This window comes from Actinospica robiniae DSM 44927 (genome assembly GCF_000504285.1).
Lineage (GTDB): Bacteria > Actinomycetota > Actinomycetes > Streptomycetales > Catenulisporaceae > Actinospica > Actinospica robiniae.
Genome location: NZ_KI632511.1, coordinates 1112509 through 1135507 on the forward strand (window position 1 = coordinate 1112509; position 22999 = coordinate 1135507).

20 protein-coding genes and 1 pseudogene are annotated in these 22999 nt (G+C 72.8%); 8 read left to right on the forward strand and 13 right to left on the reverse strand.

Annotation, left to right across the window (positions count from 1 at the left end; all coding sequences use genetic code 11):
• Positions 1–117: 117 nt before the first annotated feature.
• From ACTRO_RS04790 to ACTRO_RS04805, 4 genes are all read left to right on the forward strand, one after another.
• Positions 118–2142 (forward strand): cellulose binding domain-containing protein, encoded by a 2025-nt coding sequence (locus ACTRO_RS04790; protein WP_051450324.1) that lies wholly within the window; start codon positions 118–120, stop codon positions 2140–2142.
• Positions 2143–2245: 103 nt separating this feature from the next.
• Positions 2246–2923 (forward strand): leucine efflux protein LeuE, encoded by a 678-nt coding sequence (leuE, locus tag ACTRO_RS04795; protein WP_034261424.1) that lies wholly within the window; start codon positions 2246–2248, stop codon positions 2921–2923.
• A 24-nt stretch (positions 2924–2947) separates the two neighbouring features.
• Entirely contained in the window at positions 2948–3874 is a 927-nt protein-coding gene (locus ACTRO_RS04800) for a LacI family DNA-binding transcriptional regulator (RefSeq protein WP_034261426.1), read from the forward strand.
• Between the two features lie 206 nt (positions 3875–4080).
• Positions 4081–5706 (forward strand): MFS transporter, encoded by a 1626-nt coding sequence (locus ACTRO_RS04805; protein WP_034261428.1) that lies wholly within the window; start codon positions 4081–4083, stop codon positions 5704–5706.
• Positions 5707–5725: 19 nt separating this feature from the next.
• Here ACTRO_RS04805 and ACTRO_RS04810 read toward each other — a convergent pair whose 3' ends face one another.
• Positions 5726–6319, reverse strand: coding sequence for a hemerythrin domain-containing protein (locus tag ACTRO_RS04810; RefSeq protein ID WP_034261431.1), 594 nt, complete (start codon positions 6317–6319; stop codon positions 5726–5728).
• Positions 6320–6450: 131 nt separating this feature from the next.
• Here ACTRO_RS04810 and ACTRO_RS04815 point away from each other — a divergent pair, with 131 nt between their 5' ends.
• Positions 6451–7575: a carboxylate-amine ligase gene (locus ACTRO_RS04815; protein WP_051450325.1), complete on the forward strand. Its 1125-nt coding sequence runs from the start codon at positions 6451–6453 to the stop codon at positions 7573–7575.
• Positions 7576–7612: 37 nt separating this feature from the next.
• Here ACTRO_RS04815 and ACTRO_RS04820 read toward each other — a convergent pair whose 3' ends face one another.
• From ACTRO_RS04820 to ACTRO_RS04845, 6 genes are all read right to left on the reverse strand, one after another.
• Positions 7613–7840: a hypothetical protein gene (locus ACTRO_RS04820; RefSeq protein ID WP_034261433.1), complete on the reverse strand. Its 228-nt coding sequence runs from the start codon at positions 7838–7840 to the stop codon at positions 7613–7615.
• 44 nt (positions 7841–7884) lie between these two features.
• The gene (locus tag ACTRO_RS04825; protein WP_051450326.1) at positions 7885–8478 is read right to left on the reverse strand and encodes a type 1 glutamine amidotransferase domain-containing protein; all 594 of its coding nucleotides are present in this window, start codon (positions 8476–8478) and stop codon (positions 7885–7887) included.
• Positions 8479–8498: 20 nt separating this feature from the next.
• On the reverse strand, positions 8499–9431 hold the full coding sequence (locus ACTRO_RS04830; protein WP_034261436.1) for an anti-sigma factor RsbA family regulatory protein: 933 nt from the start codon (positions 9429–9431) through the stop codon (positions 8499–8501).
• Between the two features lie 85 nt (positions 9432–9516).
• Complete coding sequence (locus ACTRO_RS04835) at positions 9517–10329, reverse strand: HAD family hydrolase (protein WP_034261438.1); 813 nt, start codon at positions 10327–10329, stop codon at positions 9517–9519.
• Between the two features lie 91 nt (positions 10330–10420).
• The gene (locus ACTRO_RS04840) at positions 10421–11062 is read right to left on the reverse strand and encodes a DJ-1/PfpI family protein (protein WP_051450327.1); all 642 of its coding nucleotides are present in this window, start codon (positions 11060–11062) and stop codon (positions 10421–10423) included.
• A gap of 42 nt (positions 11063–11104) precedes the next feature.
• Positions 11105–11359, reverse strand: coding sequence for a hypothetical protein (locus ACTRO_RS04845; protein WP_157435771.1), 255 nt, complete (start codon positions 11357–11359; stop codon positions 11105–11107).
• A gap of 501 nt (positions 11360–11860) precedes the next feature.
• Between ACTRO_RS04845 and ACTRO_RS42765 the strand changes: the two genes are divergently transcribed.
• The gene (locus tag ACTRO_RS42765; RefSeq protein WP_051450328.1) at positions 11861–12955 is read left to right on the forward strand and encodes a response regulator; all 1095 of its coding nucleotides are present in this window, start codon (positions 11861–11863) and stop codon (positions 12953–12955) included.
• 24 nt (positions 12956–12979) lie between these two features.
• Here the strand turns inward: ACTRO_RS42765 and ACTRO_RS04855 are convergent, their stop codons facing one another.
• Entirely contained in the window at positions 12980–14566 is a 1587-nt protein-coding gene (locus ACTRO_RS04855; protein ID WP_051450329.1) for a PP2C family protein-serine/threonine phosphatase, read from the reverse strand.
• Between the two features lie 167 nt (positions 14567–14733).
• Entirely contained in the window at positions 14734–15516 is a 783-nt protein-coding gene (locus ACTRO_RS04860; RefSeq protein ID WP_034261443.1) for a SigB/SigF/SigG family RNA polymerase sigma factor, read from the reverse strand.
• A gap of 106 nt (positions 15517–15622) precedes the next feature.
• On the opposite strand from ACTRO_RS04860, the gene ACTRO_RS04865 reads away from it, so the two are divergent.
• Together ACTRO_RS04865 and ACTRO_RS04870 are read left to right on the forward strand one after the other, a co-directional pair.
• A complete protein-coding gene (locus tag ACTRO_RS04865; protein WP_034273160.1) occupies positions 15623–19471 on the forward strand; it encodes a HAMP domain-containing protein in 3849 nt (1282 codons plus the stop codon).
• A gap of 55 nt (positions 19472–19526) precedes the next feature.
• Positions 19527–19877 carry an STAS domain-containing protein gene (locus ACTRO_RS04870; protein ID WP_051450330.1) on the forward strand — a complete coding sequence of 117 codons (351 nt, stop codon included), beginning with the start codon at positions 19527–19529 and terminating at the stop codon, positions 19875–19877.
• 6 nt (positions 19878–19883) lie between these two features.
• Here ACTRO_RS04870 and ligD read toward each other — a convergent pair whose 3' ends face one another.
• The 4 genes and pseudogenes from ligD to ACTRO_RS50710 all read right to left on the reverse strand — a co-directional run.
• Positions 19884–20912, reverse strand: coding sequence for a non-homologous end-joining DNA ligase (ligD, locus tag ACTRO_RS04875; protein WP_425394869.1), 1029 nt, complete (start codon positions 20910–20912; stop codon positions 19884–19886).
• Between the two features lie 9 nt (positions 20913–20921).
• The gene (locus ACTRO_RS04880) at positions 20922–21593 is read right to left on the reverse strand and encodes a hemerythrin domain-containing protein (RefSeq protein WP_157435773.1); all 672 of its coding nucleotides are present in this window, start codon (positions 21591–21593) and stop codon (positions 20922–20924) included.
• Between the two features lie 87 nt (positions 21594–21680).
• The gene (locus ACTRO_RS50705) at positions 21681–22316 is read right to left on the reverse strand and encodes a hypothetical protein (RefSeq protein ID WP_051452294.1); all 636 of its coding nucleotides are present in this window, start codon (positions 22314–22316) and stop codon (positions 21681–21683) included.
• 129 nt (positions 22317–22445) lie between these two features.
• Positions 22446–22970: pseudogene (locus tag ACTRO_RS50710) on the reverse strand (DNA polymerase ligase N-terminal domain-containing protein); the annotation flags it as partial.
• Positions 22971–22999: the final 29 nt, after the last annotated feature.

The following is a 22999-nucleotide window of genomic DNA, read 5'->3' on the forward strand; positions in this document are numbered from 1 at the left end:
GCCGGCTCGTTGACGGGCACCGGGCCGCGGGCCGATCGTCGTGGGCGCCGCGAGGCGGAGGCTTCGACGGCCTTCAGCCCCCTGCTTCAGGCGCGGCCGAGAGAATGGGAGTCGCACATGAAGCGGCGTCAGGCCGATCTTCCCCGGCGGCGAGCACTGACCGCGGTCATCGCGGCGCTCGCCGCCCCCGCGACCGCGGCGACGGTCATCGTCGGCACGGCCGCCGGGCCCGCCGCGGCCGGTTCCGCGGTGACCGTCAGCGTGAACGCCGGAACCTCCGTCGCGGTGGCCCCGTCCACCGGCATCGGCATCAACGGGTCCGTCTACGACGCGGCGCTGACCGACGCGGCCGTGCCCGGGCTGCTCTCCGGCGCCGGCGTGGGCCTGGTCCGGTTCCCCGGCGGAACCGAGTCGGACGAGTACAACTGGAAGACGAACACCGACGTGGTCAGCGGCAAGGCGCAGGCCGTCGACTTCGACCAGTACGCCAGCCTGCTCGCCTCGAGCGGCGCGCAGGGCATGGTCACGGTCAACTACGGCACCGGCGACACCGCCGGCGCGTCGCAGAGCCCGAGCGAGACCGGCGCGCAGCTGGCCGCGGACTGGGTCAAGTACGCCAACGTCACCCACAACTACGGCATCAAGTACTGGGAGATCGGCAACGAGATCTACGGCAACGGGACCTACGGTGCCGACTGGGAGCCGGACAACCACTGCGCCGGCGGCAGCAGCCCGACGAACTGCGGCCCGTCGGTGTACGCGGCGAACGTGAAGGCGTACATCACCGCGATGAAGGCGGTCGACCCGACCATATCCGTCGGCGTGGTGCTGACCGCGCCGGGCAACTGGCCGGACGGGGTCACCTCCGGCGGCAGCCCGCAGAGCTGGAACCAGACCGTGATGACCGCGCTGGCCGGGCAGATCGGCTTCGCCGACGTGCACTGGTACCCGCAGAACCCGGGCAACGAGACCGACTCCGCGCTGCTCGGCGACACCTCGCAGATCCCGTCGATGGTCTCCACACTGAAGTCGGAGCTGAGCCAGTACGCCGGGCAGTCGAACGTGCCGATCGACATCACCGAGACGAACTCGGTCTCCTCGAACCCGGGCAAGCAGTCCACCAGCCTCGTCAACGCCCTGTATCTCGAGCAGGACTACCTCGGCTGGCTCGGCAGCGGCGTCTCGAGCGTGGACTGGTGGCAGATCCACAACGGCATCGTCACCGGCGGCAACAACGGCTCCTCGCTCTACGGCAGCACGAACTACGGCGACTACGGAGTGCTCTCCAACGGGGGCTGCGCGACCGGCGGCTCGCCCTGCGAACCGGCGGCCGACACGCCGTTCCCGGCCTACTACGGCCTGAAGCTGCTCGGCCAGTTCCTCCACCCGGGTGACACGCTGGTCTCCGCCTCCTCCAGCCAGTCCCTCGTGCAGGCGTACGCGGTCAAGGCCGCGAACGGCTCGCTGCGGGTGATGCTGGTCAACGACGACCCGACCAACTCCTACACCGTCAACCTCGGCTACTCCGGCTTCAGCCCGGCCGCCGGCGCGCCGTCGGTCTCCACGCTCGCCGAGCCCGGCTCCGCGATCACCTCCGGGACGGCCGGCAGCGCCGCCTCGCAGACGGTCACGCCGTACTCGGTCACCGTCGTCACGCTCCAGCCCGGTTCGGCCAGCTCCAGCCCGAGCGCCAGCCCGACCTCCGCCTCGCCCAGCGCCTCGGCTTCGGCCTCGGCTTCGGCTTCGGCCTCGCCGAGCGCCAGCCCGAGCCACTCCGCGTCGCCGTCGAGCTCCCCGTCGGCCTCGGCCTCGCCGTCCGCGTCCGTGACTCCCCCGTCCAGCGGGTGCACCCTGACCTGGTCGGTGCTGAGCGCGTGGAGCGGCGGCTACCAGCTCAACTTCACCGTGACCAACAACGGGTCGAAGGCGACCAGCGGCTGGAAGGCCGGCTGGACCTGGCCCGGGTCGCAGACGGTCACCCAGATCTGGAACGCGAACGAGACCCAGTCCGGCGCGACCGTCACCGCGACGAACCTGAGCTACAACGGCTCGATCCCGGCCGACGGCTCGACCACCTTCGGCATGCTGGGCGGCGGGACCGCGCCCACCTCGCTGTCCGGAATCACCTGCTCCGCCAGCTGATCCGCAACACCGGTTGATCCATGCCGCGCCACCTCGCCGAGGTGGCGCGGCACGGCCGTTTCACGCGGTCAGCGGACCGCTCGCGCCGTGCGAGACTCGATGCGTGCTCGGAACCGTGAATCTGCCGGAGTTCACCCTCGGCGCCCTCCTGATCGTCCTGCTGCCCGGACCCAACTCGATGTACGTGCTGTCCGTGGCCGCGCGCAGGGGCGTGCGACGCGGCTACCGCGCGGCGCTCGGGGTCGTGCTCGGCGACACGGTGCTGCTCACCCTGACCGCCGCGGGCGCGGCCTCGCTGCTCTCGCGCTCCCCCGCGCTCTTCGACGTCGTGAAGTACCTCGGCGCGGCCTACCTGGCCTGGCTCGGGATCGGGATGATCCGTGCGGCGCTCGGGGTCGTGCGCGGGCTGCGCCACCGGGCCGCCGGCACCGTCGTGACGCAGGACTCTGCCACCGCTGCGGAACGCGAAGCCACGGACCACAACCCGCTGCGCCGGGCCCTGATCGTCAGCCTGCTCAATCCCAAGGCGATCCTTTTCGATCTGGCCTTCCTGAGCCAGTTCGTCAGTCCGCACGCGGCGCATCCGATCACGGCGTTCTTCTTGCTCAGCGTGATCGTGCAGATCTTCTCCGTGTCCTACCTCTCGGCTCTGATACTCGGCGGCGACCGGCTCGCCGCACGTTTCCGGCGCCGGCGGCGGCTGACCGCCTCGCTCACCGGCGGGGTCGGGTCGCTGTTCCTGGGCTTCGCGGTGAAACTCGCCACCGCCTCGCTCGGCTGAGGCGGAATCGGGCAGAATCACACCATGAACGGCCGAGTCACGCTCAAGGACGTCGCCGCCGCGTGCGGGGTGTCGCGGTCCACCGCCGGGTTCGTCCTGGCGAACGACCCGCGGCAGAAGATCTCGGAGGAGACCCGCCAGCGCGTGCACCAGGCCGCGCGCGATCTGGGCTACGTGACCCACGGGGTGGCCCGGGCACTGCGCGAGGGATCCTCGAGGGTCGTCGTGCTGGAGATCGACTGGATCTACGAGGGCAACTACTCGCGCAGCTACATCCGCGGACTGAGCGCCGAACTCGACGCGCACGACTACGACCTGCTGGTGCGGCACGGGCCGGTCTCGCCGGGCGCGACGCAGCGCATCCTCGACTCCATCGCGCCCCGGGCGATGCTGCGTTTCGCCGAGCCCTACCTGACCGGCCGCGATCTCGAGGACACCGGCGGCGGCTGGGTGGACGGCCTGGCCGCGCACGTGGCGCTGCAGATCAACTACCTGGCCGACAAGGGGCACGAGCGGATCGCCCTCGCCCTGCCGGAGACGCACACGCCGCTCGTCGGCGCCCGCCGGCGGCTGACGCTGCAGCACGCCGGCTCGCTCGGGCTGCCGGAGCCGGTCTGCTTCGACATCCCGGCCGACCGCGACGCGGCACGCACCCGAGTCGAGCGGTTCCGGCGTGAAAATCCGCAGGTGAGCGCCGTCGCGGCGTTCACCGACGACGTCGCGCTGCGTGCCGTGACCGCACTGCGCGATCTCGGCGCGACGGTGCCGGACGACCTGGCCGTGATGGGCTACGACGACACCGAGTACGGCGCGCTCGTCACGCCGGCGCTCTCCTCAGTGCACATCGACGCGGAGGTGCACGGGCGGCGGGTGGCCCGCCAGGCGCTCGGTCTCGGCGCCGAGGGGATCGCCACGAGCGCCGCGAGGGTGGTGGCGCGGGAGTCCGCGTAACGCCGAAAGCTTAGTTTGACTCCCTGGATCGCGCTGGTCAGGGCGGCTAGATTGCTCCCCATCGCTCGTGGCTAGATCGATCTAGCCAGCTCGAGGAAGAAGAGAGCCGTCGGCTTCCCGAGAGCGTCGCAGCCACCTGACCGCCCCGTCGGGAACGGGACCGCCCCACCGATCCAGCCGCTCGTACACATACACATCGAGGTGTCATGTCTACTTCTTCGCCAGCTGCGTCCACGCCTGCCGCATCACCGTCACGGACAGCCGGCGGCGCCGAGCCGGACCCCGCCAACCGGGCGGCCACGATCGCCCTGGCCTGCCTGGGCGTCTTCGTCTCCTATCTGCCCGTCGTCGGCGTCTCCACCGCGCTCCCAGTGATCCAGCAGGCCCTGAACGCCTCGACCGTCGGGCTGCAGTGGATCACCGACGCCTTCATCCTGCCGACGGCCGCGCTGCTGCTCTCCTTCGGCGTGCTCGGCGATCTGCACGGCCGTAAGAAGATCTACCTCTCCGGCCTCACCCTCACCGTGCTCGGCTGCCTGGTGGCGCTCACCGCGCACGGCGTGGCGCAGGTCTGCGTCGGCCAGGCGCTGACCGGCGTGGGCACGGCCGCGCTGCTGCCCTCCACCATCGGCCTGATCTCGCACGTCTGCCCGGACCACAGGGTACGGGCCCGCGCGATCGCCGCGTGGACCGCGAGCCTGGGTCTGGGACTTACGCTCGGCCCGCTGTTCAACGGCCAGATCCTCAACCACGTCGGCTGGCGCTGGATCTTCCTGCCCACCCTCGTGCTCGGCGCCCTGATCGCGGTCGCGGGCGCCTTCCTGCTGACCGACTCGCGGGCCGACCGGATGCGCCACCTCGACGTCCCCGGCCAGCTGCTGGCCGTCATCGGCATCACCGGGGTCGTCTTCGGCGTGATCGAGGGCGGCGGCACGGCGGGCTGGGGCTCGACCGAGGTCATCGTGGCCTTCATCCTGGCGGCCGTCGCACTGGTCGGGTTCGTCGCGGTGGAGCTGCGCTCGGCCAGCCCCATGTTCGACGTGCGCCTGTTCCGCTCCCGCGCCTTCTCCGGCGCCGCCGTGGTCATGGGCGTCACGCTGTTCGCGCAGGTCGGCCTGGTGTTCACGCTCAGCGAGTACTTCGGCCTCGTGCACCACGCCTCCACCTGGGACATCGGTGTGCGGCTGATAGCGCTCAACGGCTTCACGGTCGTGCTCAGCCCGGTGGTCGGCCGGCTGATGAACCGGGTGGCTCCCAGCCTGCTGCTGCTGGCCGGCCTGGTCGTCGCGGGCATCGGCGCGCTGCTGGTGAACGTGTTCAAGGCGGACACCGGCACCGGCGAGGCGGCCCTCGTCATCGGCGTCCTGGGCATCGGCATCGCGCTGGCCATGGCCCCGATCACCGCGGTGACCGTGGACGCGCTGCCGCGCAGGCTCGCCGGCACCGCGGGCTCCGCGAACAGCGCGCTGCGCCAGATCGGCAGTGCGCTCGGCCCGGCCGTGTTCGGCGTGATCCTGACCAACCGCACGCTGGCCACCCTGCCCGGCCACCTGGCCGCCTCGGGCCTGAGCCAGGCCGACCAGGGCCAGGTCGACGGCATGGTCTCGAACGTCGGCATCCAGGCCGGCGCGTTCCTGCACCTGTCCACCGACCAGTCCACCGGCCAGGCGCTCGCGGCCTACGGCGACAGCTTCACCGACGCCCTGCACACCTGCGCCCTCGTCGGCGGTGTCAGTATCCTGATCGCGGCGGTGATCTCGCTGGTCCTGATCGGGGTACGGCGCACGGTCGCGGCCGAGCCGGCCGCCGAGGCGGTCGCGGTCTCGGCGTAGCGACGCCCGATCAGCAGCCTCACGCGTCCGTCTTGCCGTGCGCCTCGGCAAGGCGGTCGCGTGCCTGGTCGTAGAGCGCCGCGAAGGGGGCGACGACGGCTTCGGTGCGCGGATGACCGGCCAGTGCGGGGTGCGGACGGGTCGGGGCGATCCGGCCGGCCCGCTTCATCCAGCGGCCGAGCTCCTCCTGCTCCTGCGCGCTCAGTTCGGCCAGCACGGCCGGGAACTCGTCGCTCTCCTCGTGCGCGGCGTGCAGCTCGAACGCCTCCTCGAGCAGCCGCAGCCGCGGCAGGAACTCCGGGCCCCGCACGTCGGTGCGCTCGAGATCGGCCAGTTCCCGCGCCAGCGACTCCTCCTCGTCGGTGGACGCGCGGGTCAGGCCGGCCGGCAGCAGCTTGTCGGTGACCGTGCGCAGCACCACGTCCTCGGCGGCCTGGTGGGTCGCGATCAGCTCCCGCAGCGTGTCGAACGCGGCCGACCGGTCTGCCCCCTCGGTCGCGGTGACGGCGTCGAACTGGTCGCGGATCCGAGCGTGCTGCTCGTAGAGCACCGCGACGATCGTGTCACCCGGAAGGCGGGCGGCGGTCATGCGCTCTTCGTGCGCCGTGTCCATGCGCAACACCCCTTTTCCCGTCATGGGGCCGCGTTCCGGCGGCCGGTTGCGGGTAACCACCCACAACCGGATGAAACCGCGCAGAAAGAGGCACCGCCCGGCACCAGGAGGCACGTACGACGGGAGGCACTGTGAAGGGACGCACACTCATCCGCGACCGGCTCACCTTCGGCGTCGAGGAGGAGTTCCTCCTCGCCGACCGCGAATCGCGTTTCACCGCGGCCCGGGCCGACGAGGTCATCGCGGACGCCGCGCGGGTGCTCGGCGAGCGGGTGACCACGGAGTTCTGCAGCTCCCAGCTCGAGACCCGCAGCGAGGCCTGCGACACGGCCGGCGCGCTCTACCGCGACCTGTCCGACGCCCGGCGCGCCGCCCTCGCGGCGGCGGCCCGCTCCGACTGCGTGCTGCTCGCCAGCCCGTGCGCGGTGCTCAGCCACCGCCCGCCGCCGATCCGCACCGACGGCCGCTACCAGCGCATCGCCGAGCACCTCGGGCACTTCCTGGCGACCACGACCTGCGAGATCAACGGCTGCCACATCCACATCGGCACCTTCGGCCGGGCCGACGCGCTGCTGCTCAGCTCCCGCCTGCGCGGCTGGCTGCCGGTGGTGCAGGCGCTGGCGGCGAACTCGCCGTTCGCCGAGGGCTGCGACCGCGCCTGCGCCAGCTGCCGGGGCCTGGAGTACGGGCGTTGGCCCACGGTCGGGCCCGCGCCGGTCCTGGACGAGCACGGCTACGCCCGGCACGCCGAGGAACTGGTGTCCACCGGCGCCGTGATCGACCGCAAGATGATCTACTGGTACGCCCGGCCGAGCGAGCACCTGCCCACGCTGGAGATCCGAGTCGCCGACGCCAACTCCGACCTGCGCACCGTCGTGCTGCTCGCGGTGCTGCTGCGCGCGCTGGCCACGGTGATCCTCTCCGACGGCGAGGATGCCCGGCCCGAGGAAGAGATCGACGACGTGCTGCTGGCGGAGAACCACCGGCGCGCGGCCCGCTACGGGCTGGCCGGCACGCTCCTCGACCACCGCTCCAGCACCGAGCAGACGGTGCCGCAGCTGCTCGGCGCGCTGATGCGCCAGGCCCGCCCGGCCCTCGAGGCCTCCGGCGACATCGACTTCGCGGTCAGCCACCTGCAGCGGCTGCTGCGCCACGGCAACGGCGCCTACCGGCAGTGCGCCGTCTACGCGGACACGCGCTCGCTGCCCGCCGTCGTCGACCTGCTGGCACACGAAACGGCCACGAGCCTGGCCTGAGCCGGGCCCGCGGCCGTCGCACGGGACTGAGCACGGATCAGGTGCCGGCGGCCCGGGCGTCGTCGGCCCGGGTGCGTCCGGCCTCCTCGGCCCGCCGCCGCTCGATCAGCTCGGCCTCCTCCGGCCGGTCCTCTTCCTCCAGCTCCGGCTCGCGCCACGCCTCGGCCCGGGTCGAGTGGCCGGCCCGCAGCGGCGCCTCCATCTCGTCCTTCAGCTCGTCGTCGCGCACGGGGCCGTGCTTGTCGCTGGTCCGCACTACGGTCATCGTCGGCTCCTTACCTTGTCGGTGCACTGTTTTCGGTTGGTCGGTCACCCGGGGGCGGTCTCGGCGAAACGCTGCACCAGCGTGTCGCAGAAGATCGGCAGGTCGTCCGGGCCGCGGCTGGTGATCAGCACGTTCGGGCCGCTCTCGCAGAGCACGACCGGCTCGTCGCGCCAGTTGCCGCCCGCGTTGCGGATGTCGGTGCGCAGGCTCGGCCACGAGGTCAGCGAGCGCCCGGTGACCAGGTCCGCCTCGACGAGCAGCCAGGGCGCGTGGCCGATCGCCGCCACCGGCTTGCCCGCGGCGAAGATCGCACGGGTGAAGTCGACGGCTTTGCTCTCGCCGCGCAGCAGGTCCGCGTTCGCCGCGCCGCCGGGCAGCACCAGCGCGTCGAACTCGTGCGGTGAGACCTCGGCGAGCGTGCGGTCCACCGGCAGCCGGGTGCCGCGGTCCAGGTACTCGAAGAGCTGGGCGTGGCCGTCCTGCGGGGACAGCAGCACGGCGTGCCCGCCCGCCTCCGCCACCGCCTCCCAGGGCTGGAGCGTCTCGGACTCCTCGGCGCCCTCGATCGCGATCAGGAAGGCCACCTCGAGCCCTGCCAGCACCTCGTTCTCGTACGCCACCTCGTTCTCCGGGTCCATCTCCCACTCCTTTCCGTGGTCTATGTCGGCAGATACGCGCGCACGGCGGTGCCGGAGGCGGGCGTGGAATGGATCAGCAGCAGGTCGCACACCTGGTTGGCGGTCCACAGCCCGGCGCCGCCCTCGGCGGTCAGGGCCGGCCGGCGGCGGCCGACGAGCGGGTCGCTGATCAGGCCCTCGTCGCGCACCTCGCATACCGCGTGCCCGTCCTGCGCCCACAGCTCCATCCGGCCGTGGCCGCCGCCGTGGCGCACGCTGTTGCAGGCCAGCTCGTCCGCCACCAGCACGAAGTCCGCTACATCCCTGCCGTACAGACCGAGCTGGTCGGCCCGCTCCCTGATGGCGGTGCGCAGCCACGGCAGCGCCTCGACTCCGAAGGACGCCGAGAACAGCGGCGGTCCCAGGTCCGGCGGTTCGGCGTCGAGCGCTTCGCGGCCGCCGTCCACGGCGCAGGCCTCACCGTCAACCGCCGGCAACGCGCCCCGCGAGCCGGGATGGGTGCGTGCGACGTCCTCGATCACCTCGCGCGGCAGGTGCGCGCGGTCGTAGGGGCACAGCAGCCCCCACTCGGGGCCGTTCTCGAAGGCCGTGTTGAGCAGGTGCTCGTGGCGCAGGCACTCGCGGATCTCCAGCTCGCTGCGTCCGGCCCACACCGGCTCGCCGACGCCCCGGAACGCCGTTCCCCGGGCGGTGTTGCGCTCGACCCACTCCTGCCAGGCCGGGATCAGCCGGGCCGGGTTGCGCCCGACCTGGGCCATGTCGAGGAATTCCACCCGGGCCGCGTCGGCGCCCAGCTCCTCGCGCAGCGACCGGGCGTGCTCCTCGACCACGGCCACCAGGACGGATTCGCCCGCGGCCAACCCTTCGCGCACGTAACGCGCGGTGTCCGCCACGTAATGGGGCGCTTCCTGGTAGAAGAGCGCTTCGTGCCGGAACCGCCCAGCCGGCTCCATGGTGGTTCGTCCTCCGCGATCTCGGTTCTCGGGTCGCGCGCCGGGTTGCCCCTCGCACCACGGGTAAACGCCCCGATCCTCGACCTCAACCTGTTGCGTCATGTTCCCGCAGCTCGCCGCTCGGGCCGAGCAGGTCGGCCAGGTCCGTGACGACGGCGGTGGCGCCGGACTCCCACAGCCGCCGGCCGTGCTGGCCCCCGAAGCGGTCCACCCCCACGACGGCGCCGAACCCGCCCGCGCGGGCCGCCTCGACCCCGGCCAGGGCCTCCTCGAACACCGCCGCGGCGGACGGCTCGACGCCGAGTTCGCGGGCGGCGTAGAGGTGGCCGTCCGGGGCGGGCTTGCCGGGCAGGCCGCGCTCGGCGGCCACGGCGCCGTCTACCACCACCTCGAACCGGTCCGCGATGCCCGCGGTCTGGAGCACCCTGCCGCCCTGCTCGGTGGAGGTCACCACGGCGCAGGGCAGCCCGGCGTCCGCGGCCGCGCCGAGCAGCCGCAGCGCGCCCTGGTCCAGGCCCGGGCCGCGCGCCTCGAGCAGCGAGACGAACACCCACCGCTTCGCCGCCGCGATGCCCCGGATCGTCTCGGTGCCCGGCGCGTCGTCCGGGTCGCCGTCCGGGACCTCGATGCCGCGCGACGCCAGGAACGAGCGGATCCCGTCGTCCTCCTGCCGCCCGTCGAGGTGCTCGGCGAAGTCGGCCCGCTGGTCGAAGGGCAGGTCGTGGCGCAGGCTGTGCGTGTCGAAGGCGCGCAGGAAGGTGTCGAAGGTCTTCTTCCACGCCTCGGCGTGCAGCCCGGCCGTGCGGGTGAGCACCCCGTCGAGGCCGAACAGGAAGGCGTGCGCGTCGATGCCGAGGCCCAGGTCGGACCCGGTGAGCGCGTCGGCCGGAGAGGCCATGGGTCTACCTCCTTGGGGTCTACATCGTGCCGGCCGAGGAGCTCGAGTCCGAAGGGGTCCCCGCGCTCACGGTCCCGGCGACGGCGGAGGACTACGAGCGGGTCATCTCGGCCATGCCGCGCGGAGGCCCGTGCTGGGCCAGCGTCGCGGCGAACTCGTCCACCAGCGCGTCGCAGAAGGCGGGCACGTCCGCCGCGGCACGGCCGGTGAGCAGCATGTTCGGCCCGTTGTGGCAGACCACCACCGGGTAGTCGTACCAGGCGCCGCCGGCATCCTCGACGGCCGAGGCCAGCTCGGGCGCGGAGGTGAGCATCCGGTCCTGCGCGAGGTCCGCCTCGAGCAGCAGCTCCGGCGCCCGCCCGGCAGCCGCGATCGGCTTGCCGGCCAGGAAGAACGCGGTCAGGAAGCGGACGGCGTCCGGGTCGGAGCCGAGCCCCGCTGGGCCGTTCGGGCCGCCGGGCACGACGAGCGCGTCGAAGTCCGGCTCGCGCGCGTCCGCGAGCCGGGTGTCCACCGGCACGTGCAGGCCGTACCCCCGCTCGTCGCTCAGATGGGCCTCACCGCGTTCCGGGCCGACCAGGACGGGCCGGCCGCCGGCCTGGGTCACCGCGTCCCAGGGCTGGAGCGTCTCGGCCTGTCCGGCGCCGTCGCCGGGGATGAGGAACGCGACCGTACGGCCGGCCAGCTTCTCGCCGCCGCCGGGCCCGGACGCGGGCTGTGCCTGGGCGTTCATGGGCTTGCTCCTTTTCGCGAAGCCGCTGGCCGCGCGCGGGGGCTACGGCGCCTGCGGCCGGTGCGGGGCGGGCTCGGGCGGCTCGGGGATGTTCTCCGGGTCCGGCGCCTCGGGGTCGAAGCCGGGCGGCGGCGGCACGCTCGGGGAGGGCTCCGGCTCGGTGTGCACGGGCCGGTCCGGGTCCGGGCCGATCGGCTCCGGACCGGGGAAGACCGGCTCCTCCTCCGGGTTGGCCGGCCGCTCCGGGTCGGGCCGCGGGGTGACCGGGCCGCCGGCGGCCGGGATGGATTCGATCATCGTGTCCATGGTTCCCGGTTGCCCGAAACTCCGGCCGCCATGCGCGGGCCGGGTCCCGGCGTAAGCCGCTCGGCGGATACCCCCGTTCGGGCGCATGATCGATCCTCATCGGGGTAGCCCGGCACAATGGAGCAGATAACACGGACCGCGTCGGCCGCAATCACCTGCGCCCGGCGTCCGGTCCTTTCCGACCCCCGTCCGGAGCCGCGTCCCCCGGAGCCGGCGCCGCAGCCGCCGACGCCGCCTGACCCGGCGCCTCCGGCACCCCCGACCCCGCCCAACCCGCCCCGGCCGGAGCGCCCGCCGTCCCCGCCGGAGCCGCAGCCGTGGCCGCCGATCCCGGAGCCCGGCCCGGACATCCCCCCGCTGCCGGCCGTCGACGGCTTCGGCCGGCCCGGCGGCTGATCCTCCGCCTGCGCCGCTCGGCGCCCCGGCCCTGGTAACTTCACAGGTGCGCCGCCGGGCCAGCCGGACCGCGGCGAGGTGGCGAGGAGGAGTGACGTGAACGGCGCCCACGCGCAGCCGGCCGGGGACGACGCGCGCCTGGAGAGCCTGCTGAGCTCGATGCGGGCGTTCTACGCCGGCGACACCTCCTCCCGCGCCCCGGTGACGCCCGGCGAGAGCGACCGGGTGGCCGACCTGTGCAAGCTGTTCAACGCGATCGCGGAGCACGCGGCCCTGGTCGAGCGGCGGCTGGAGCAGGCCCGCGGCGAGAGCCGGCGGGCGGCGGCCGAGGCCGCAGCGGAGGCCGCCGCCGCCGCCTCGGCCGCGATCGTGGTCTTCGAAGACGCCTCCCAGCGCGAATCCCTCGAGCCGATGCTCGCCACCGCGCAGTCGGCCGTGCGCGGGCTCGGCGGGAACTGGGAGCGGGCCGCGGTGCTCGCGGTGCGCTCGCCCGAGGACGTGCGCGACGCCGTGCTGGGCGGCCACCGGATCCTGTGCGCGCTGCTCGACGCCCGCTCCCCGGTCGAGCCGCTGCAGCAGGCCGGGCGGGCGCTGGAGGCGGTCGCGCCGGACGCGCCGAAGGTGTACTTCGCCCCCGAGGGCGACCACGACGCCGCCGACCGGGCATCGGAGGCGGTGGCCGGGCACACCCGGGCCGAGATCGTGCGCTCGATCGGCCAGGCCTCCGAGCGGCTCACCCTGCACTGGCTCACCAGCGTCCCGGGCTCGGACGAGGTGACGGCGGATCAGCCCGAGCGCGGCTACGGCCAGCAGCACTTCGAGGGCGAGAAGGTGCTCGTCGTGGACGACGACGTGCGCAACATCTTCGCCATGGTCAGCGCGCTGGAGCTGTACGGCCTGACCGCGGTGACCGCGGACAGCGGCTACGAGGCGCTCGACATCATCCAGCAGACCCCGGACATCAGGGTCGTGCTGATGGACCTGATGATGCCCGGCCTGGACGGCTACGCCACCACGGCGCGGATCCGGGAGCGCTTCTCCCCCGGCGAGCTGCCGATCATCGCGGTGACCGCGCGGACCGCGGCCGAGGACGCCGAGCGCAGCCGCGCCGCCGGGATCAACGAGCACGTCACCAAGCCGGTCGAGGTCGAGCATCTGCTCAGCCTGATCCGCGGCATGCTCAAGCACTGACACCCGTCGAGCGGCGGCGCCGGCTCAGCGGAAGCGCACCGCCACCAGGCAGGCGTCGTCGTCCGTGTCCGAGCGCACGTTGCCCATGATGTTGTCGACGTAGGCCTCGAACTCCGAGATCGGCGCGGAGGCGAACAACAGCAGGGACGCGGTGTTCTCGTCCGGGGCGCGGCGGCGGCGCTCGATCAGGCCGTCGGTGTAGAGCAGCAGCACGTCCCCGGGCAAGACCTCGAGCTCGCGCTCCTCGTACTCCATGTCCGCGTCGATCCCGAGCATCCCGCTGGCCGGCTTGGCCAGCGCCTCCGCCTTGCCGTCGCGCACGAACACCGGGCTCGGGTGCCCGGCGTTGGCCAGGCTCAGCCGCCGCCGCTGCGGGTCGTAGATCGCACAGCAGGCACTGGCCAGGGTGAACTCGGACAGCGTGCAGGTCAGGGTATTGAGCCAGTGCAGCAGCCGGGCGGAGCCGGAGCCGGTCACGGCCAGCCCCTTCAGGGCGTGGTAGAGCTGCGCCATGGCGGTGGCGGCGGGGAATCCGTGGCCTGCGACGTCCCCGATGTGCATCAGCACCTTGCCGTCGGCCAGGTGGGTCACCCCGTACCAGTCGCCGCCGACCCCGGCCGCGGCGCTGGCGGGCCGGTAGCGGGCGAGCACCTCGACGCCGGGCACGTGGTCGGGCACCGGTCCGGTGGGCATGATGACCTGCTGGAGCAGCCCGGCCAACTGGCGCTCGGACTCGGCGCGGGTGCGCCGGGCGGCCAGCTGGACCTGGGCGATCTCCAACGCGGTCTGGGCACGGCGGCGCACGGTGACGTCCTGCACGCTGCCGTAGACGCGCAGCACCGCGCCGTCCTCGTCCACGACCGGGTCGCCGCCGAAACGGATGTGCCGCACGGCGCCGGCCGGCTGCAGGACCCTGACCTCGACGTGGCCGGGGCGCGCCTCGGCGATCAGGGAGCGCAGGAACGCCTCGTGCTCGGCCGCGTCCTCGTGGTGCACCTGGTAGGGCGGCTCGTCGGCCGGGAACCGGCCCGGCGCGACGCTCGATCCGAGCACGGCCAGCGCCTGGGCGTACCAGTGCACGGCGCCGGAGCGCACGTCCCACTCCCACGGGCCGGTGCCGGCCAGCCGGTGCACCTTCTCCTCCCACTCCGGGTCGGTACCCGCGGTGCCGCGGTTGGGCCGCAGCGTGAGCAGCAGCAGGCCGGGCCCGATCAGCACCGCACCGACCGAGACGCTGCGCGAGCGGACCCAGTCGCCCGGGCCCGCGGTGTCCTCGTACTGGTGGTCGTGGATGCGCAGCGGGACGCCGGTCTCGACCACCTCGTCCAGGGCCTCTAGCAGGCCGGACGGCGCGGCCCAGGGCATCAGCTCGAGCAGGGTGCGCCCGCGCAGGCGGCGGTCGTCGGGGGCCGGGGCGAGCAGGTCGGCCGCGGCGATGTTGGAGGTGAGCACCCGCAGCACGCCGCCCGAACGCTCGGCGCCCTCGCCCGCGTGCACCAGCAGGGAGGGCTCGAACGAGGTGTCGACCACGCTGCGCAGCAGCTCGAGCCGCTCGCCCTCGGGCATCCCCGCGGAGCCCGGGTCGCCCGCGGCCGGGGTCGTGCGCACCATCAACCAGCTCCCGCGTCTCTCTTCGACCCCCCGGACCTAGGGAGAAGTACCGAGGGCCTTGCGTGACCTATGGTACGCAACGACGGGCCGGTCAGCAGGAGCGCACCGGGCCCTTCCGGCGCGCGGTGCGGGTGGTGCGCCGGGCGGAGCGCCCGCGCCGCGCCGGCTCAGGACCTCGGCTCCTCGCGCAGGTCGAAGCCCTCGCGCAGGCGGGCGAGGATGCGCGCGAGCAGGCGGGAGACCTGCATCTGGGAGATGCCGAGCTCCGCGCCGATCTGGGCGAGCGTGTTGCCGCGGAAGAAGCGCATCAGCAGGATCCGCTTGTCCCGCTCGGGCAGCGCGGCCACCTGCTCCTTGAGCACCTGCCGGTCGACCACGGCCTCGAAGCCCGGATCCGCCTGCCCGACCAGATCGCCGAGCTCGCTCGCGCCGGGCTCCGGGCCGACCGGGCTGTCCAGCGAGTCGGCCGAGTAGGCGGCGGAGGCGTCGAGCGCCTCGACGACCTCCTCGCGCTCCACGCCGAGGCGCACGGCCAGCTCCGCCACCGTCGGCTGCCGGCCGAGCTCTCCGGTCAGCTCGTCCGCCGCGGCGTGCAGGCCCACCGCGAGCTCGCGCAGGCCGCGGGCCACGTGCACGTCCCAGGTCGCGTCCCGGAAGTAGCGCCGGATCTCGCCCATGATCGTGGGGGTGGCGTAGGCGAGGAAGCCCGCGCCGCGTTCGGGGTCGAAGTTGTCCACGGCCTTGACCAGGCCGAGATAGGCCACCTGGACCAGGTCCTCGGCCACGCCGCCGCGCCGCCGGTAGCGCATGGCGATGCCGCGGGCGTAGTCCATGTGGCCGCGGATCACCTCTTCGCGCAGCCGTACCCGCTCGGCGTCGCCGTCGGGCAGCCGGGCCATCTCGGAGAGCCGGCTGACCGTCTGCGCGCGCCGCCCGTCGCATCCCTTCACTCTTCACACCGTAATGCCGCTCCGGCCGACCCTCGCGTCGAGCCGGGCCCCGATAGCCTTGCGTCCGACACGTTCTGGAGTGACCGGCGAGCGGAGGAACGACGCGATGGCTTCTGGGACCGTCGGTTCGGGTGAGGGATCCGGACCCGGCGCGGAGGCGCCCGGCCTGCGGCAGCTGCTGGTGGGACTGACCGCGGTGCGCGACGGCGACTTCGGCACCCGGCTGCCCGAGGGCGGCGAGGGCCTGCTGGGCGAGATCGCCACGGTGTTCAACGGCATGGTCGACCAGCTCTCGCTGTTCACCTCGGAGGTCACCCGGGTGGCCCGCGAGGTCGGCACCGAAGGGCGGTTGGGCGGGCAGGCGCAGGTGCCCGGGGTGTTCGGCACCTGGGCCGACCTGACCGACTCGGTCAACGCGATGGCGGGCAACCTGACCACGCAGGTGCGCGACATCGCGCAGGTCGCGACCGCCGTGGCCAAGGGAGACCTCTCCCGCAAGATCGACGTCGACGCCCGCGGCGAGATCCTCGAGCTCAAGAACACCCTCAACACCATGGTCGACCAGCTCTCCTCCTTCGCCGCCGAAGTCACCCGCGTCGCCCGCGAAGTCGGCACCGAAGGACGCCTCGGCGGACAAGCCGACGTCCAAGGCGTCTCCGGCACCTGGAAAGACCTCACCGAATCCGTCAACATCATGGCCAACAACCTCACCACGCAGGTGCGCAACATCGCCCAGGTGACCACGGCGGTGGCCGACGGGGACCTGTCGCAGAAGATCCGGGTGGACGCGCGCGGGGAGATCCTCGAGCTGAAGGAGACCATCAACACGATGGTCGACCAACTCGGCGCGTTCGCGGACGAGGTCACCCGGGTCGCGCGCGAGGTGGGCACCGAGGGGAACCTGGGCGGTCAGGCGACCGTGCGCGGGGTGTCGGGCACCTGGAAGGACCTGACCGACAACGTCAACGTGATGGCCTCGAACCTGACCGGCCAGGTGCGCTCGATCGCCCAGGTGGCCAGCGCGGTCGCCCGCGGTGACCTGTCGCAGAAGATCACGGTCGAGGCGAAGGGCGAGGTGGCCGCGCTCGCCGGGGTGCTCAACACCATGGTCGACACGCTCTCCGCGTTCGCCGACGAGGTCACCCGGGTGGCCCGCGAGGTGGGCACCGAGGGCATCCTCGGCGGCCAGGCCCGGGTGCCGAACGTGGCCGGCACCTGGAAGGACCTGACCGACAACGTCAACTCGATGGCGACGAACCTGACCAACCAGGTGCGCAACATCGCCCAGGTGACCACGGCGGTGGCCGAGGGCGACCTGACCCGCAAGATCGACGTGGACGCGCGCGGCGAGATCCTCGCGCTGAAGACCACCATCAACACGATGGTCGACCAGCTCTCCTCGTTCGCAGCCGAGGTCACCCGCGTCGCCCGCGAAGTCGGCAGCGAGGGCCGGCTCGGCGGGCAGGCGGAGGTCGAGGGCGTCTCGGGCACCTGGAAGCGGCTGACCGAGAACGTCAACGGACTGGCCGGCAACCTGACCAGGCAGGTGCGCGCGATCGCCGAGGTCACCAGTGCGGTGGCGATGGGCGACCTGACCCGTTCGATCACGGTGGAGGCCTCCGGCGAGGTGGCCGAGCTCAAGGACAACATCAACGCGATGGTGGGCTCGCTGCGCGAGACCACCCGGGCCAACCGGGACCAGGACTGGCTCAAGTCCAACCTGGCCGAGGTGACCGGGCTGACCCAGGGCCGCCGGGACCTGGCCGAGGTCGCCGAGCTGATCATGAACCGGCTCACCCCGCTGGTCCAGGCCCAGTACGGCGCGTTCTTCCTGGCCGAGGACGGCGCGGACGGCATCGAGCTGCGGCTGATCGCCTCGTACGCGGATCCGGGCGACCCGCGCACGCCGCGGCGCTTCCGGCTCGGCCAGTCCCTGGTCGGCCAGGCCGCGCGGGTGCGCGAGATCATCGCGCTCGAAGACGTGCCGGCCGACTACATCCAGGTCTCCTCCGGCCTCGGCTCGGCGGCGCCGACCGCGTTGCTGGTGCTGCCGATCGCGGCCGAGGGGCAGGTGCTCGGCGTGATCGAACTCGCGTCGGTGCACCGGTTCAACCCGGTGCAGCGCTCCTTCCTGGAGCAGCTGATGGACTCGATCGGCGTCAACCTGAACACGATCGTGGCCAATGCGCGCACCGACGAGCTGCTCGGCGAGTCGCAGCGGCTGACCGTGGAGCTGCAGGCGCGGCAGCGGGAGTTGCAGAGCTCGAACGAAGAGCTCGAAGCCAAGAACCTGGAGATCGAGCAGGCCCGGCAGGAGCTCGAGGAGCGGGCCCGCCAGCTCGCGCTCGCCTCCACCTACAAGTCCGAGTTCCTGGCCAACATGAGCCACGAGCTGCGCACGCCGCTCAACAGCCTGCTGATTCTGGCGCAGCTGCTCGCGCAGAACGCGGCGCACAACCTGACGCCCAAGCAGGTCGAGTACGCCGAGGTGATCCACTCGGCCGGCTCGGACCTGCTGCAGCTGATCAACGACATCCTGGACCTCTCGAAGGTCGAGGCGGGCAAGATGGTGGTCGAGCCGGAGCCGGTGGCCGTGCCGAAGCTGCTCGAGGACCTGGAGACCACCTTCCGGCCGCTGACCGGCCAGAAGGGCCTGCGCTTCGCGGTGACCGCGGCGCCGGACGTGCCCGCGCAGGTGGTGACCGACGGCGGCCGGGTGCAGCAGGTGCTGCGCAACCTGCTGTCGAACGCGGTGAAGTTCACCGAGTCCGGCCGGGTCGATCTCGAGGTCGTGCTGGCCGGTCCGGGCGAGGTGCCGGCCACGGTGCGGGCCGGCTCGCCGGTGCTCGCGTTCCGGGTCAAGGACACCGGGATCGGCATCCCGGAGGCGCAGCTGGAGAAGGTCTTCGGCGCGTTCCAGCAGGCCGACGGGACCACCAGCCGCAAGTACGGCGGAACCGGCCTCGGCCTCTCGATCAGCCGGGAGATCGCCAGCCTGCTCGGCGGCGCGATCGGCGCGCGCAGCACGGTCGCGGTCGGCAGCGAGTTCATCCTGTACCTGCCCGCCGAGCCGCCGACGCGCGAGCCCGCCTCGGCCCTGGCCGCGCCCGCTTCGCGGGTGCTGGTGATCGAGCAGCCGCGCGGCGGACCGCTCACCCGGCTGGCCGAGACCGCGGCCGGGGAGCTCGCGCCGCTGGAGGTGGAGGTGCTGGTGGAGACGGCCGCGGACGCGCACGAGGCGGCGCTGCTGGCCTCCGCGGAGCCCGCCGGGCCGGTGCGCTGCGCCGTGCTGCAGCTGGACCTGCCGGGCGAGGGCATGATCCACCTGCTGGAGGCGATCGCGGCCGAGCCGGCGCTGCGGGAGCTGCCGGTGCTCGCCTACCAGGCGCCCGGGCTCGACCCCTCCTCGCACCGGCTGCTGCTCTCGCACGCCCGCCGGCATCCGCTGGAGCTGGTGGCGAGCCTCGACGAGCTGCGCCAGCGGGTGGCCGAGTACCTGGCCGCGGCCGACCCGGCCGACCGCTCCGGCCACGGCCGGCCGCTCGAACAGCACGCCGCGGTCCCGGCGGACGACGGCCGGCTGGCCGGGCGCACCGTCCTGGTGGTGGACGACGATCCGCGCAACGTCTTCGCGTTGACCAGCATGCTCGAGTTCTACGGGATGCGGGTGCTGCACGCGGACAACGGCCGGGCCGGCATCAGGATCCTGCGGCAGAACCCGGAGATCGACCTGGTGCTGATGGACGTGATGATGCCGGAGATGGACGGATACGAGGCCACCGGCCTGATCCGGGCCGATCCGGCCTACGAGCACCTGCCGATCATCGCGGTGACGGCCAAGGCGATGCAGGGCGACCGGGAGAAGTCCCTCGCGGCCGGCGCCACCGACTACATCGCCAAGCCGGTCCAGGCGCACGTGCTGGTGGAACGGGTCCGCCGCTACCTCAGCCGGTGAGCCCTGGTAGCGTGGGGCGCACCCCCGCCGGGCAAGCGATGAAGGGCGGCACGCCGTGACCGACCAGACGGCGCCGACGCTTTCGGTGTCGGCGCACTCCCCCTCCGCCGAAGCGACCGTGGTGGTGGCGGTCGGGGACGTCGACCTGGCCTCCGCGGACTATCTGCGCGGCCGGCTGCTGCCCGCGATCGAGCACGGCACGACCGTGCTCGACCTGGGCGGAGTAGAGTTCTGCGATTCCAGCGGACTGCGCGTGATCATGGAGATGGATCGCAAGGCGCGGGCCAACGGCGCGAGCTTCCGCCTCGCCGCGCCGACTGCGCCGGTGGCTCGCCTGTTCGGGCTGACCAAGGCGCACGAGGTGCTCGAGGTGTTCCCGGACGTCGAGACCGCGCTGCGCGGCTGAGGCTGTTCAGGCCGCGGGCACCTCGCGGACCACGTCGCGTGCCCGCTTGTCCTCCCGCGCGCCCAGGTAGCGCGGGTGGCGCAGCATCCCGTCACGCGTCCATTCGCCGAAGCCGATCTGCGCGACGAATTCCGGCCGGATCCAGTGCACTACGCCGCGTTCGCGCACGTCGTCGGCGAACGGCGAGGCGCGCTGCTGCAATCCGTCGAGCCGGGTCCGCAGCGCGTGCAGGGTCTTCACGTCCCAGCCCGTGCCGACTTTGCCGGCGAACCGCAGGTCCTCGCCGTCGTAGTAGCCGAGCAGCAGCGCGCCGAAGCCGACGCGGCTGCCGGCCGGTTCGGTGAACCCGCCGACCACGAACTCCTGGGCTTTGGCACATTTGAGTTTGAGCCAATCGGGTGAACGCCGGTGCGCGTAGGGGCCGTCGGCACGCTTGGCGATCAGCCCCTCCCAGCCACGCGAGCAGGCCCGCTCGACGGCGCCGTGCACATCCTCGGCGGCGCGCTGGTGGGCGGTGTAGCGCAGCGGCGCGGCGAAGTGCAGCGCCTCGTGCAGCAGGGCTTTGCGAGTGAGAAGGGGAAGCCGGGTGGTGTCGTTGGCATCGAGGCGCAGCAGGTCGAAAAGGAAGTAGGTGACCTTGACCCGGCTGCGGCGGGCCACGGCCGGGTCGCTCAGTCCGATCCGCTGCTGGAGCAGCCCGAAGTCGGTGGCGCCGTGGTCGAGCGCGCAGATCTCGCCGTCCACCGCGAAGTCGGCGCACGGCTGCGCGGCGAGCGCTTCGGCGAGTTCGGGGAAGGCTGCGTCGAGGGGCTTGCCGGTGCGTGAGAGCAGGCGCACCCGGTCGCCGGTGCGGATGGCGATCGCGCGGATGCCGTCGAGCTTGCGCTCGAGGATCCAGCCGGAGCCGAACTCGCGCCGGGCGCTGAGCGTCGCGAGCATCGCCGAACCCGGATTCTCCGACGCCGGGCGCAGCAGCGCGGACTGCCGGGCGACCACTTCATCGAGCGTCTCGCCCGGATTCCCGTTCACGATCAGGCCCCTGCGTCAGCCGGTGCGGGCCGGTTCCCGGGCGCCGATCGACAGGGCTCTGGCAAGGCCGTGGATCAGGGCCCTGAATCCATGGCGGTGCGACCGCGGATCGGTGCCGAGTAGCTGCGCCCGGCGGGCGGCGCACAGCGCATCGTGCAGGTCGGCGCCGATCTGCCGGCTCTCCACCAGCGGGCAGACGCGGTTGAGCGCGGGCAGCAACATCGTGTCCTGACGTTCGACGTGCCCTTGGATGCCGGCGACGAGCTGCCCGATCAGGATGTCGAGCTCGTCGTTCTCGGTGAAGGCGTCCTCGTGCCCGGCGCAACCCGGGGCCGCGTCGGCGTCGGCGGCGTCCTCACCCGGCGGAGGATCCTGGCCGGCCTGGGGCTTGCCGCACAGCCGCATGAAGGCCGAGATGCTGCGGGCCAGCGCCTCGTGCCGCGCGGTCTCCTCGGCCGCGGTCTGCGCGCCGTCCGGCAGGTAGCGGCACACCGCGGGCAGCAGATGGCTGGCCTCGACCTCGGCGTGGCTCGCGTAGCGGCTACAGGCCTCCAGCACCATCGCCCGGCGCGCCGGGCCGGCGCTCAACGTCGAAACGAGGGTGGCCAGCCGATCGATCTCATCGTGTTCCCTGGCGAGCTCAGCGGCTGCCTCGAGTGTCGCCACCGTCTCCATGGTCCCGATCACCCACTCACCGTCTGTGAAGAACCGGCACGATTCCCCGGTACCGGATCGATACCCGCGACTGCGTCGAACATGCGGCCCCGGTGCAGGTCACAGCGTCGCGCGCACCAACGCCGCAGCGAGATCCGGCAGTTCGTCGCCTTCGACCAACGATGCCAGCTTTGCAGGGTTGCGCGGGAGCCGCAGCTTGGCGGCGCCCGCCAGCGCCCGCTGATCGAAGGCGGGCCGCAGCTGCGGCCAGACGCCCTGGGCCTCGCGGCAGAAGATCTCCGCCCCGACCGGGCCGATCCGGCGGAACTCCTGGAGCAGGCGCCTGATCTCCTGAGGCTCTCCCCCGGCCTCGTCCCGGAGCCGGCGCAGGTCGCCGTGCCACCGGTCGACCAGCAGGTTCGCGCCCTCGCCGAGCGCCGTGGCGGTGCTCTCGTCGTAGCGCTTGTAGTGTGCGCGGCCGAGCGCGTCCACGATCGACTGCCAGGACGCTCCGGCCATGGCGCGCGGCGTGCGCCAACCGGCGGCGTAGATCTCGCGCGCCGCGGCGACGGCGATGGGCGTGCTGATCCGCACCGAGAGCAGCGTGGTGAGCACGAGCAGCTGGTAGAGCGGCGACGGGGTGTCCTTGAGCCGGATGCCGGCCTCCTGCGCGAACGTGGGGCCGGACTCCTCGATCAGTTTCGCCGCGCGGTCCTTCGCCGTCCGGCCTGCGGTCCTTCCCTTGCTCTCGCTCATCGTCTTGCCAGCCTTGTCCTCGCGCTTGTCATCGGCGGCGATCCGGCTGAGCGTGCGGCCAGTGCGGGCTGAGCGCAGCCGTTGCGGGTCGGCCTCGCTGTCCGCCTTCGCGTACCGATCGGACTTCTTGACCAGCAGCCAGTCGTCCGACCCGTCGCGGCCGTTCATCCGGGTCAGCGCGAACGCGCCGTGGAGCTTGTGCCCCTCCAGCACGAAGGAGACGTGCCCCCTCTCCACGCCCTCGGCCAGCGAGATCTCCGGACCCGAGCGCCCGGCCCTGGTCCGGTTCCGGTAGGTGCCCTCGTCCCACACCATGACCGTGCCGCCGCCGTACTCGCCCTTGGCGATCTCGCCCTCGAAGGTGCGGTACTGCATCGGATGGTCCTCGGTAGGCGTCGCCAGCCGTTTGACCTGCGGATCGTTCGAGGGCCCCTTGGGCACCGCCCAGGACTTGAGCACCCCGTCCGCCTCCAGCCGGAAGTCGTAGTGCATCCGGCGCGCGTCATGCAGCTGGACCACGAACACCGGCCGCCCGTCCCCACCCGCGCCGCCGCGGCTCCCGCCGTCCGGTTCGGCCGTCCGGTCGAAACTGCGCTTGCGCCGGTATTCAGCGAGGTGCTTGCCCGACTCGCCCATCTCGTCTCCCGTGCTCATCGCTTGCCTCGATTCTCGTCATCGGCGCG

Coding starts and splice junctions, on each gene's coding strand:
- ACTRO_RS04800 (WP_034261426.1), top strand. CDS start 2,948: ATGAACGGCCGAGTCACGCTCAAGGACGTCGCCGCCGCGTGCGGGGTG.
- ACTRO_RS04810 (WP_034261431.1), bottom strand. CDS start 6,319: ATGGACACGGCGCACGAAGAGCGCATGACCGCCGCCCGCCTTCCGGGT.
- ACTRO_RS04865 (WP_034273160.1), top strand. CDS start 15,623: ATGGCTTCTGGGACCGTCGGTTCGGGTGAGGGATCCGGACCCGGCGCG.
- ACTRO_RS04805 (WP_034261428.1), top strand. CDS start 4,081: ATGTCTACTTCTTCGCCAGCTGCGTCCACGCCTGCCGCATCACCGTCA.
- ACTRO_RS04835 (WP_034261438.1), bottom strand. CDS start 10,329: ATGGCCTCTCCGGCCGACGCGCTCACCGGGTCCGACCTGGGCCTCGGC.
- ACTRO_RS04790 (WP_051450324.1), top strand. CDS start 118: ATGAAGCGGCGTCAGGCCGATCTTCCCCGGCGGCGAGCACTGACCGCG.
- ACTRO_RS04825 (WP_051450326.1), bottom strand. CDS start 8,478: ATGGACCCGGAGAACGAGGTGGCGTACGAGAACGAGGTGCTGGCAGGG.
- ACTRO_RS04840 (WP_051450327.1), bottom strand. CDS start 11,062: ATGAACGCCCAGGCACAGCCCGCGTCCGGGCCCGGCGGCGGCGAGAAG.
- ACTRO_RS04845 (WP_157435771.1), bottom strand. CDS start 11,359: ATGATCGAATCCATCCCGGCCGCCGGCGGCCCGGTCACCCCGCGGCCC.
- ACTRO_RS04830 (WP_034261436.1), bottom strand. CDS start 9,431: ATGGAGCCGGCTGGGCGGTTCCGGCACGAAGCGCTCTTCTACCAGGAA.
- ACTRO_RS04855 (WP_051450329.1), bottom strand. CDS start 14,566: ATGGTGCGCACGACCCCGGCCGCGGGCGACCCGGGCTCCGCGGGGATG.
- ACTRO_RS04820 (WP_034261433.1), bottom strand. CDS start 7,840: ATGACCGTAGTGCGGACCAGCGACAAGCACGGCCCCGTGCGCGACGAC.
- ACTRO_RS50705 (WP_051452294.1), bottom strand. CDS start 22,316: ATGAGCGAGAGCAAGGGAAGGACCGCAGGCCGGACGGCGAAGGACCGC.